General features: G+C 37.1%; 13 protein-coding genes, 4 tRNA genes and 1 pseudogene. 1 reads left to right on the forward strand and 17 read right to left on the reverse strand.

All coding sequences use genetic code 11. From position 1 onward, the window contains the following. Positions 1-8: 8 nt before the first annotated feature. The 5 genes from A194_RS0110910 to A194_RS0110930 all read right to left on the reverse strand — a co-directional run bounded on the left by A194_RS0110910 (position 9) and on the right by A194_RS0110930 (position 1,127). Positions 9-85, reverse strand: a tRNA-Asp gene (locus tag A194_RS0110910). 3 nt (positions 86-88) lie between these two features. Then, a tRNA-Glu gene (locus A194_RS0110915) sits at positions 89-160 on the reverse strand. Positions 161-172: 12 nt separating this feature from the next. Beyond that, positions 173-263, reverse strand: a tRNA-Ser gene (locus A194_RS0110920). A gap of 1 nt (position 264) precedes the next feature. Next, positions 265-339 (reverse strand) — tRNA-Asn (locus A194_RS0110925). A gap of 341 nt (positions 340-680) precedes the next feature. After that, complete coding sequence (locus A194_RS0110930) at positions 681-1,127, reverse strand: SprT family protein (RefSeq protein ID WP_017186884.1); 447 nt, start codon at positions 1,125-1,127, stop codon at positions 681-683. A gap of 141 nt (positions 1,128-1,268) precedes the next feature. On the opposite strand from A194_RS0110930, the gene cmpA reads away from it, so the two are divergent. Next, entirely contained in the window at positions 1,269-1,385 is a 117-nt protein-coding gene (gene cmpA, locus A194_RS19820) for a cortex morphogenetic protein CmpA (RefSeq protein WP_017186885.1), read from the forward strand. Here cmpA and A194_RS18215 read toward each other — a convergent pair. From A194_RS18215 to alr, 12 genes and pseudogenes are all read right to left on the reverse strand, one after another. Then, positions 1,382-3,546 (reverse strand): annotated as a pseudogene (locus A194_RS18215) (Tex family protein). The gene cmpA and the pseudogene A194_RS18215 sit on opposite strands and share 4 nt — an antisense overlap. Before the next feature lie 117 nt (positions 3,547-3,663). Continuing rightward, positions 3,664-4,269: a SpoIIE family protein phosphatase gene (locus A194_RS0110945; protein WP_017186886.1), complete on the reverse strand. Its 606-nt coding sequence runs from the start codon at positions 4,267-4,269 to the stop codon at positions 3,664-3,666. Continuing rightward, positions 4,266-5,054: an RNA polymerase sigma factor SigB gene (gene sigB, locus A194_RS0110950; protein ID WP_017186887.1), complete on the reverse strand. Its 789-nt coding sequence runs from the start codon at positions 5,052-5,054 to the stop codon at positions 4,266-4,268. Before sigB ends, A194_RS0110945 begins: the two co-directional genes overlap by 4 nt. After that, a complete protein-coding gene (gene rsbW / locus A194_RS0110955; protein WP_017186888.1) occupies positions 5,026-5,505 on the reverse strand; it encodes an anti-sigma B factor RsbW in 480 nt (159 codons plus the stop codon). Before rsbW ends, sigB begins: the two co-directional genes overlap by 29 nt. Then, a complete protein-coding gene (locus A194_RS0110960; RefSeq protein ID WP_017186889.1) occupies positions 5,502-5,831 on the reverse strand; it encodes an STAS domain-containing protein in 330 nt (109 codons plus the stop codon). The genes rsbW and A194_RS0110960 overlap by 4 nt, the downstream gene beginning before the upstream one ends. Before the next feature lie 54 nt (positions 5,832-5,885). Further along, positions 5,886-6,908: a PP2C family protein-serine/threonine phosphatase gene (locus A194_RS0110965; protein WP_017186890.1), complete on the reverse strand. Its 1,023-nt coding sequence runs from the start codon at positions 6,906-6,908 to the stop codon at positions 5,886-5,888. A 12-nt stretch (positions 6,909-6,920) separates the two neighbouring features. Further along, positions 6,921-7,325, reverse strand: a complete 405-nt coding sequence (locus A194_RS0110970) for an anti-sigma regulatory factor (protein WP_017186891.1) — start codon at positions 7,323-7,325, stop codon at positions 6,921-6,923. Beyond that, the gene (locus A194_RS0110975) at positions 7,325-7,684 is read right to left on the reverse strand and encodes an STAS domain-containing protein (RefSeq protein WP_017186892.1); all 360 of its coding nucleotides are present in this window, start codon (positions 7,682-7,684) and stop codon (positions 7,325-7,327) included. The genes A194_RS0110970 and A194_RS0110975 overlap by 1 nt, the downstream gene beginning before the upstream one ends. A gap of 5 nt (positions 7,685-7,689) precedes the next feature. Further along, the gene (locus tag A194_RS0110980) at positions 7,690-8,556 is read right to left on the reverse strand and encodes an STAS domain-containing protein (protein WP_017186893.1); all 867 of its coding nucleotides are present in this window, start codon (positions 8,554-8,556) and stop codon (positions 7,690-7,692) included. 235 nt (positions 8,557-8,791) lie between these two features. Next, on the reverse strand, positions 8,792-9,142 hold the full coding sequence (locus A194_RS0110985; RefSeq protein ID WP_017186894.1) for a type II toxin-antitoxin system PemK/MazF family toxin: 351 nt from the start codon (positions 9,140-9,142) through the stop codon (positions 8,792-8,794). A gap of 5 nt (positions 9,143-9,147) precedes the next feature. Beyond that, positions 9,148-9,429, reverse strand: a complete 282-nt coding sequence (locus A194_RS0110990) for a hypothetical protein (RefSeq protein WP_017186895.1) — start codon at positions 9,427-9,429, stop codon at positions 9,148-9,150. 118 nt (positions 9,430-9,547) lie between these two features. Further along, a partial coding sequence (alr, locus tag A194_RS0110995; protein ID WP_017186896.1) for an alanine racemase occupies positions 9,548-10,688 on the reverse strand: 1,141 nt, incomplete at its 5' end.

Below are 10,688 nucleotides of genomic sequence, written 5' to 3' on the forward strand. Positions count from 1 at the left end.
GAAAGTAATGGCGGTCCGGACGGGACTCGAACCCGCGACCTCCTGCGTGACAGGCAGGCATTCTAACCAACTGAACTACCGGACCGAATGACCCATAGGGGATTCGAACCCCTGTTACCGCCGTGAAAGGGCGGTGTCTTAACCACTTGACCAATGGGCCGTTTAATTAAAATGGCGGAGAAGGAGGGATTTGAACCCTCGCGCCGCTTACGCGACCTGCACCCTTAGCAGGGGTGTCCCTTCAGCCACTTGGGTACTTCTCCATGGCTCCAGCGGCAGGATTCGAACCTGCGACCAATTGGTTAACAGCCAACTGCTCTACCTCTGAGCTACGCTGGAATATGAAATGAACTTTTTCACTTATTAAGGTAATTGCTTACCCCAACGATTGATAATTATAAAATGTTTTAAGTTCAATGTAAAGTATTTTCAAGAGAAATTTATTAAGTTCATAAGGTGCAAAAAACGTAATCTCTAGTTTAAGTTTACGTTTTAACGTTTTCTAAGTTGTTGCGACATAAAGTATAATATAACAACTTGTTTTTCATGTCAATTACTTATTAGTAAATTATTGAACGTTTTGTTTAGAAGCCGCGGAAGAACACTCTCTTCGTTACGGCTTTTATAATTTACCATGTGTTATATAGAACAGTCAACACTATTTTTATATTTTACGACCACTAATTAATTGTAACGATTTTCCCTTTACACTTACCACATCTGTAACGAGAAGTTTGGATCCTTCTTTTCCGATTAAATGTTAAACCACATTTTTCACATCGATACTGATATGTTTCTTTACTCTTTTCAGAAGGAAGTCGTTCACAGTAGCGTGGAGAGCCTGTCTTCTGTAACAACTCTTTAAACTCTTTACTTCGGTGGTTGTATGGTTTTCCTTCTATATGTAAGTGATAATGACACAATTCATGCTTAAGAATACCAACCAATTCTTCTATGCCTAACTCCTGTAGATACTTTGGGTTAATCTCTATTGTTTGCCTAGCAGGTATATACCTCCCACCAGTTGTTCTTAAACGTTTGTTAAAACAAACATGATGTTTATAAGGTTTATCAAAGTATTCTCTTGATAATTGATCTGTTAACTGTTGTAACTCAAACTGTTCCATTTCTCTTCACCCACATTAAAATTGATATACCAAACACAAGGGTATGCGTTTGGTATATCAAGACTTCTTAATAAAAACTCGGTAGCAAACAAGCTATATATGCATATTATAATGACAAAACTTATTTTAAAGGTGATGTCTATGCCTAGCTGGTTACAAAATCAACTTTTAAAAGCTTATGCTTCTAAAGATATACAACAAATTAAGACGTTAAACCAATGTTGGTTCTTTTACTATAGAAAACTACTTAACGACTAACTCGTTACTGGAATCATTGTTAAAGCAATGCGTTGTCTTTTAACGTCTACTTCATCAATCCATACTGTAACAATATCACCAACAGCAACAACATCTAATGGATTTTTGACAAACCGGTTAGATAATTTGGAGATATGGACAAGGCCATCTTGTTTTACCCCAACATCAACAAAGGCACCGAAATCTACAACATTACGTACTGTTCCTTGTAACTCCATGCCTTGTTCTAAATCCTCCATTGATAATACATTAGTCTTTAACAGAGGTTTTGGTAGTTCGTCACGCGGGTCTCTATTTGGTTTCTTTAAGTCACTTACAATATCTTGTAACGTTAATTTACCAACATCTAATCCATCCATTAATTGTTCCATAGACCTTTCGCCTAATTTTTGACGAACTTGCTCTGAGCCAATCTCTGAAGTTGTTAGCTCTAACTGTTCCAACAAGTCTTTAGCTACTTGGTAACTTTCTGGGTGAATCGAAGTTCTGTCCAGTGGATTTTTTCCATCTAATATTCTTAAGAAACCGATCGCTTGTTCATACGTTTTGTTACCAAGACGTGGGACTTTTTTAATTTGCTTACGATCTGTAAACTTCCCATTCTCTTCCCGATACTTAACAATATTGTTAGCTACCGTTTTGTTTAAACCAGAAATATACTGTAACAACGATGATGAAGCTGTATTAACATTAACACCGACTTGGTTAACCGCTGTCTCAACAACGAAAGAAAGTGAGTTGTTTAATTTCTTTTGGCTTACATCATGTTGGTATTGACCTACACCGATCGATTTAGGGTCAATTTTAACTAACTCGCTAAGCGGGTCTTGGACACGTCTAGCAATCGAGACAGCTGAGCGTTCTTCTACTTGTAGGTCAGGGAATTCCTCTCTTGCTAATTTAGATGCGGAGTAAACACTAGCGCCTGCTTCATTGACGATTAAATAAGCGACATCAAGGTTATGTTTCTGAATTAAATCAGCAATAAATTGCTCTGTCTCACGTGAAGCCGTACCATTTCCAATTGCGATTAATTCAATCGGATAGTCATTTAGTGCTTTTAGAACTTTCTTTTCAGCCCCCGCAATGTCTTTACGGGGCTCAGTTGGGTAAATAACGTCTACTGATTTCATTTGGCCTGTCTCATCAACGATTGCCAGTTTACAGCCTGTTCTAAAGGCAGGGTCTACCGCTAAAATCGTTTTACCTTTTAATGGCGGCTGAAGCAATAAGTTTCGCAAGTTTTTCGCGAAAATATCAATGGCATGCTCTTCTGCTTCTTCAGTTAAAGATGTGCGAATATCTCTTTCTATCGATGGCTGTATTAATCGTTTATAACTGTCTTCGATCGCCTCATTAATTATGGCTGCTTCTTCAGTTTCTCTATTTTTAATGACTGCTCGCTTAATATATTCGATAATAGTATCAACAGGTGTTCAATTGCCACTTTCAATACTTTTTCCTTTTCTCCACGATTAACAGCAAGTACACGGTGAGAAGCCATGTTTTTTACTGGTTCGCGATAATCATAGTACATTTGAAAGATTTCTTTTTCGTCTTCTGCACCTTTTTTCAACTCTGTTATGATGGCACCTTGTTTAAAAGTGTACGAACGTATGTCATCACGGAATGCAGGTTCATCTGAGATCCATTCAGCGATAATATCATTAACCCCTTGTATTACCGCTTCAACATCAGCAAGTTCATGTTCCTCAGAAAGGTATTGCTCTGCTTCTTTCTCAACTTGAATACCTTCTTGCTTCCATACGAGTTCTGCTAAAGGCTCCAAACCTTTCTCTTTTGCAATCGTCGCTCTTGTTCGACGCTTTTGCTTATATGGACGGTATAAGTCTTCTACACGCTGAAGTTGGGTAGCACTTAGAATATCTTTTTTCAACTCGTCTGTTAATTTGCCTTGCTCATCAATTAACCGAATAACTTCTTCTTTTCGATTATGTAACTGCTGTTGGTAATCATAAGTTTCTTTGATCGATTGGATTTCTGTTTCATCCAACCCTTTCGTTTGTTCTTTACGATATCTTGCTATAAAAGGAACTGTATTCCCTTCTTCAATCATTTGAACTACGGTTGTAATTATTGCAGGTTGAATATTCACTTGTTTAGCTACTACTTGTACTAAATCATTTTGTAATTCTGTCAAAGCGTTTCCTCCTAATAAATCAATCTTACGTTAATATTGTAACAAAAAATCAAAAACAATGAATTTCTTGTTTCACAAATAAAAAATGAGAGCGACTAACTCGTCACCCTCATTAATTTACTCGCTATATTTCATAGCTATTAACGTTGTATCATCGTCCATATAATGTTCTTGTTGTAACGTAAACCATTGGATCGTTAAATCCATCGTTTGATGACTATAAAATTCTTTAGTTAATTTACGTTCGTTAACGCCGTCTGAAAACATAAAGAAAACAGACCCATTTTGTAAATCACCATTATGGACTTTTACAGACTTCTTCACACCTGATAGATAGCCTGGAACAGGAATGTTTCTTTTTTTCTTACCATAATGATCAACTGCAATAACACTAATGTTTCCGACAGACACATAGGAATAGGATTGTTCACGATAATTAACTCGCAATATTCCTAAAACACAGCCGCGCAAGTGGTGACCGAATAGAGCTTGATTTGCTAAGTGTACTAACTCATCTAAAGGTTTAGTGTGGCTATCTCTAATGACATCAATAACAGTATCTGCTGAGTCTTTAGCTACTTCACCGCTTCCTAAACCATCTGCCAAAGCACAAAGAAAACCATCATCAGTTTCGATATAAAAATAAGAGTCGCCGGAATGATAGTTGCCTTTTTTCGGTTTTTGAAAAGTAGCAACTTCCATGTGGTCTTTCTTATCAATCAAAATAAAACCTCCAGATCTTCTTCACCCATGGAATCTCTTAACTTCCTTAATGCACGACGTTGCAATCTAGAAACGTGCATTTGGGATAAACCGAGGCGTTCACCTGTTTCTTTCTGACTTAGATTCTCAAAGTACGTACACTTCAAAATGTCTTGCTCTCGCTCACTTAACAAAGGCATAATCTTTTCAATTAACAGCTTATAATCTATTTGTTCATAACCTTCTTCACGGTCGCCGACTAAGTCTAAGATCGTCACTGTACTACCATCTGCATCTGCTTCAATTTGACGATCTGCTGATAGAGCGTTATAACTTTGGCTCATCTCCATCGTTTCTAACGCTTCTTCTTCTGAAGCACCTAAATAATCTGCTATTTCAGCTACAGATGGCGAACGTTGATTTTCTGTCGTTAATTCTTCAACTGCTGTTTTAATCTTAGGCCCTAATTCCTTTATTCGACGAGGAACATGCACACTCCACGTTTTATCTCGAATAAAACGTTTAATCTCACCAATAATTGTTGGTACTGCAAAGGATTCAAACGACTTACCATATGAACTGTCATATCGACGAATAGCAGCCATTAATCCTAGCATACCTACTTGGACTAAATCTTCATGAATCTCGCTGTTTTTAGAATATTTTTTTGCTAATGAATGAACCAAGTTTTCGTATTTATAAATAATTTTTTCTTGTGTTTCTTCACTCTCTGGGTGTTCGCGTAAATAATCAATTAGCTCGTAAATATCTTCTCCACTATTGTGTTGTTGAGATTTGGTCGTCATTTTGCCCCACCTCATTTTCGTACAAAAACTTGGTCATTAGGACGATTACGCCATGGTTATTATTAATTTCAACTTTGTCCATTAGGGCATCGATTAAGAAGAGACCAAACCCTCCTTCTCTCATATCCTCAATTGACTCTTTTTCATCATACGGACCGATTTGTTCTTTCACTTCTTTCAGATCAAAGCTACCTCCACGGTCAGCAACCATTACTTCTAACCGATCTTCATACAATCCGAATCCGATTGTCACTTCACCGGGTCCCTCATCGTAATAAGCATGGTTTACTGCATTGGTAATAGCTTCAGAAGTTGCTACTTTTAAATCTTCTATTTCTTCATATGAAAAACCCATACGGTTAGCAACTCCGGATATTGTTAACCGCAAAACTCCAACGAATTCAGACTTTGCGGGTAGCTTCATCTCTACGAAATCAAATGCTTGCTTCATGACAATTCACCCTTAATTGTATTTTCAATACTGATGACTTCATTAAGACCTGTAATATTAAATAAACGATAAACGTTTTCTTGTAGGTTGGTTAACTTAAAGTTGTGATCTTTTTCTTTTGATAGCTTTAAGGCGCTAATAAAAACACCTAGCCCAGTACTATCCATATAACTTACTTTTGTTAGATCAACTTCAACACTTTCTTTCTCCTCAACTAAAGTTAAAAGCTTATCTTTTAATTGAGGTGCTGTATAGGCATCAATTTCACCTGATAGTTTTAATATGCCATAATTGTCTTCTTGATGATCATCAATATGTAAGTTCATTTTGCATCCCCCATTCTAGTGTACTTTAAAGCACATACCCGCATATACAAGTCGTTAAACACTTAAACTAGAATTTCTCTTCATAACAACTAGTGTAAAGTCATCCCTAAGCTGAAAGTCTTGTAATCGCTCAAAGTATTTAAATACATATTCAACAATTTCTTGTGAGTTTAAATGTTCATGTTCCTTAATTATATTCAACACTTCTTCTTGTTCAATAAAGCGTCCATCCACTCGGCACTCTGTCACACCATCCGTAAGCAGTACGATTAAGTCTCCTTCATGAATGGAAGTGTTAAGTTGCTCATACTTAACGGCACTTTCAACACCAAGCAACAAGCCTTTTGCATCGATTTCTTCAAATTCTCTCGTCTCATTTCTTAAAATAAAACAAGGCTCATGCCCTGCAGATGCATAGTAAAACTGATGTGTATATACGTCATATAAACCATAAAACATTGTAACGAACATGCCTTGTTCAACATTTCGACTAACGACGCGGTTTAATGAATCAAGGATCCATTGTGGATAAATTTGATTCTCTGAGAAACTTTCCATTGCAAATTTAATCATCGACATACAAAATGCTGCAGGAATCCCTTTCCCAATTACATCAGCGACAGCAACCCCGACATTACCTTGTTCATCTTTAATGAAATGATGATAATCACCGTTCATCTCTCTCGCTGGTACAGACTTCACACCTATATCAATTGCATGCGTTTTAGGGACTGATGTTTTCAGCAACGTGTTTTGCATATTAGCTGCCACACCAATCTCAGATTTTAATTCGATTTGTTTTTCACGCAATACTTGATGTTCTTGATAGGCTAAGCCGTACGAAATCATCGTTTCGATTAAAAATTTAAAGGACCCTTCTATTTGTTCGTGAAGATCCGGGTAGATATCCTTTAAGGCTTGATAGTGAACATTAACAATTTCATCCGGAGAGATATTTTGTTGAATAGATTGTTTACTAAACTGTTCAGCTTGATATAGAATGGCTTCATCTTTAGTCTCCAAATACTTCGATAGTAAGTCTTTATAATCTTGCATATCTGATCGCAACGAACTCAATTAGTACCCCTCCTAAGGTCGGGCCCACTTGATGGTGGTTACTTTGGTGCCTTCTTCATCTGATACTAGATCAAATTCATCCATCAGCCTTTTAACACCTGGTAAACCAGCACCTAAACCACCAGAAGTGGAGTAACCATCTTCCATTACAGCGCTTAGGTCATTAATGCCTGGACCTTTGTCTTTCGCAATTATTTTCAGACCTACTTTAGGTAAGTCATACAACTCCTCGAAGGTGATTTCTCCTTCTTTTGCATACAAATATATATTGCGGGCCAACTCTGATATAGCAGTAGCAATTCTAGCCTGGTCAACAGAGCCAAAGCCGAGCTCTTGTGAAAGTTGCCTTCCCGCTTGTCGAGCACCAACAATATCCCATTCTTTTTTAATCACAACAGAGGATACCGTTTCTTTCATCACTTCTCCTCCAATTCTTGTCTTAACTTAATAATACCTTGCTCTAAATCTAATGCAGTTGGTACCTCCTTTAAATAAATACCGAGTTCAATCAATGTCATTGAAACTGCTGGCTGTATGCCTGTGAAGACAACTTTTGCTCCCATTAAACCAGCCATTGATACTACATCTCCAAATACTTTAGCAATAAATGAATCGACAACCTCAACTGACGTCAAATCAATAACAACACCTGTTGCTCCTGTTTCATGAATTTTACTTAGTAAGTCTTCTTGAAATTGCATCGCTGTTTGGTCATCTAACTCTATTTGAATTGAAACTAATAAATAGTTATGCAACTTTAAAATAGGTACACGCACGTTCATTACTCCTTCCCAATCGAATCTAAGATTTCTTCCACGTCTTCTTTTTTATCATCGTTCGATACAATTTGTTTATCAGTAATCTCTAAAGCAGTTTCAAAACCTTTCTTAAGTGAGCTCTTAGTAGGGAACTGACTTAAGTCAATTCCTAAGTTGACAATCGTCTGTGCGATTTCTGGACGAATACCAACTAAAATACATGTTGCACCTAGCAACCTAACTGCTTCTGCTGCTTGTATAATATGGTGTGCGACCATCGTATCAACGACAGGGACACCTGTAATATCTATTAAAACAACGCCCGTACGGTTTTTAACGACACCGTTAAGCAAGTTTTCCATTATAAGCTTGGCACGGTCTGTATCAATCGTTCCAACTAATGGCATAACCGTAATTTCATCCATAACTGGAATTAATGGCGCTGATAACTCTTCTAAGGCTAACTTTTGCAATGAAATAATGTTATTCCAATTAGCTGAGTATTGATTCATAAGTCTCGTTTTTAATGGATCGATCCATTCGTTTATGCCATCCATTACATATATAAAGTCTTCTTTATTTTCCGTTCCTTGTTGATCTAAAACAAACTTAATACTCTCGCTGCGAAAAACTTGTAACCCTTCAGTGATATAACCAAACGGCCATCCAAGGTTAACCACTTTCTCAGCAAACTCATCTAGCTGTTCTAAGTTTGCTCCAACTTCTTTTAAACTAGAAACGATAATGTCTGCGAATTCACGGTTCATTTGCTTAATCATATCATTTGATATTGTTGAGTTATAATCATGCAACGAGTGATTTCCTTGCTTTTCCACCCATCTGCTAACAATCTCATCACTATTTTCTAATACAAGCTCTTTTAAGTCCATACGAATAACGTACCTCCATATTAATATGTTAACTACAATTTACCACTTCGTTTGACTAATTTCTATTTAATTTGTCAGAAAAATTCAGCATTTTTACATTATTGGTTTTATTATAGTTTATATTGGGAAAAATATAAAGTATAGAGGAGCATATGCCCCTTTTTTTAAGACGAAAAGACCACCTTTTATCAATATGTATTAAACATACTCATAAAAGGTGGCCTCTTTATATCCACTATAAATCTAATAACCCAAGACTAATTTGTAACGCATCGTCTACTTGACCCATTAAGTATTCGTCTAGCGTTGTAATCTTATCAGTTAATCGTTGTTTATCGATCGTTCGAATCTGTTCTAAAAGAATAACAGAGTCACGCTCAAATTCGTACTTTTCAGCATCAATTTCGACATGTGTCGGTAATTTTGCCTTTTGAATTTGAGCAGTAATAGCAGCAACGATTACTGTTGGGCTAAATCGGTTCCCTATATTATTTTGAATAATAAGAACTGGGCGAACACCGCCTTGTTCAGAGCCTACCACGGGGGTCAGGTCTGCGTAGTAGACGTCGCCTCGTTTAACGTACAAGTTAATTACACCCCACTCACTAAGCGCTCTAGAGTGGTTTCAGCCTCCTCTTCAGCTTGGAAAGCTTCAGATGCGATATCTAAGTTGATATTCCTCATTTCTACATAACCACGGCGCATCTTTTCTTTAATTTTACGTTTCTTTTCTTCTTTCACATAGCTATTAATAGCATGTAGAATGAGCTGCTGACGATCACTTACATCTTCCTCATTCTTCACCAACTCATCGCACTCATTCAGTAAAGACATCGGTAATTCAACAACTACCTCTTTCGAAGACTCTGACATCCTTACACCCCCAACATTTTACGAACAACAAATCTAAAAACATCATAACATCATTCGCTAAGTTTCGTAAAGTAAAATCTTTAGCACAATATTATTGTGTCGCTATTTCTAGCGTTTTTCAACTAATATAGACCCTTGGAACTCGTTCATTAATCATACAAGGAATCTCATAATTAATCGTTTCAAGGTGAGTTGCGGCATCATCTGTCGAAACGGTTTCCCCACCATCTTCACCTATAATTGTCACTTTCGTATCGACCGGTTTTTGTTGATCTAACTTCACCATAAATTGATCCATACAAATTCGACCTACAATAGGATACTTCTTACCATCGATTAATACATGGAAGCCTTGTAATCTTCTTATCCAGCCGTCACCATAACCTAAAGGGACTGTACCAATCCATTCATCTTCTTCAGCGGTATATGTTGCTCCATAGCTGATTGTATCACCTTTATTAATTTTCTTAACATGTGTTAATTGACTAATTAATGAAAACGCTGGTTTTAACAGAATTCCTGTTTCACGTTTGACGAGATCAGAAGGGTATAAACCATACATGCCAATACCAAATCTTACAGCGTCATACATAGAGTTCGGAAATCGCATAGCGCCAGCAGAGTTACCTAAATGTACTTCTACCTTATTTGGAATATTGTCTTGTAGAAGTTTCAAAGACTCTTTGAAACGCTCAAACTGTTCCTCAAGATGAGCTTTGTTATTTTCATCTGCTGTTGCTAAATGTGAATAAACCCCTGTTACTACCATAGTTGTCGATTTTAGCTCTTTTAATACATCATACGCTTCTTCTTTCGTTCTTATACCTAAACGGTTCATTCCTGTATCAAATTTAAGATGAATATTTAACTTAGAAGTTAAGTGTTTGGATGCTTCTATTAACCAGTCCTTTTGGAACACTGTGACAGTTAAATTGTAATCAGCTGCTAACTGAGCATCGCTCGGGCGGATTCTTCCTAGCACTAGAATCGGAACATCTGGGAAACTTTCACGTAATTGTAACCCTTCATCTAGTAAAGCGACTGCTAGCTTATCAGCTCCCGCTTCTAATGCAGCTTTAGCAACTCGGACATCACCGTGACCGTATGCGTTCGCTTTAACAACTGCATAAACTGACTTTGGTGAAGGGTATATTTTCTTCATTTGTTTTACGTTATGTTTAATTGCATTTAAATCAACTTCTGCCCACGTATCTCGATAAAATTGTCTCACCATGTTTTGACCTTCTTTTTCAACTTTT

This window comes from Alkalibacillus haloalkaliphilus C5 (assembly GCF_000269905.1).
Taxonomy (GTDB): domain Bacteria; phylum Bacillota; class Bacilli; order Bacillales; family Alkalibacillaceae; genus Alkalibacillus; species Alkalibacillus haloalkaliphilus_A.

Excerpts from the sequence above, each read along its gene's own strand:
- A194_RS0110930 (WP_017186884.1), bottom strand. The coding sequence starts at position 1,127 with ATGGAACAGTTTGAGTTACAACAGTTAACAGATCAATTATCAAGAGAA.
- cmpA (WP_017186885.1), top strand. The coding sequence starts at position 1,269 with ATGCCTAGCTGGTTACAAAATCAACTTTTAAAAGCTTATGCTTCTAAA.
- sigB (WP_017186887.1), bottom strand. The coding sequence starts at position 5,054 with ATGACGACCAAATCTCAACAACACAATAGTGGAGAAGATATTTACGAG.
- rsbW (WP_017186888.1), bottom strand. The coding sequence starts at position 5,505 with ATGAAGCAAGCATTTGATTTCGTAGAGATGAAGCTACCCGCAAAGTCT.
- A194_RS0110960 (WP_017186889.1), bottom strand. The coding sequence starts at position 5,831 with ATGAACTTACATATTGATGATCATCAAGAAGACAATTATGGCATATTA.
- A194_RS0110970 (WP_017186891.1), bottom strand. The coding sequence starts at position 7,325 with ATGAAAGAAACGGTATCCTCTGTTGTGATTAAAAAAGAATGGGATATT.
- A194_RS0110980 (WP_017186893.1), bottom strand. The coding sequence starts at position 8,556 with ATGGACTTAAAAGAGCTTGTATTAGAAAATAGTGATGAGATTGTTAGC.
- A194_RS0110990 (WP_017186895.1), bottom strand. The coding sequence starts at position 9,429 with ATGTCAGAGTCTTCGAAAGAGGTAGTTGTTGAATTACCGATGTCTTTA.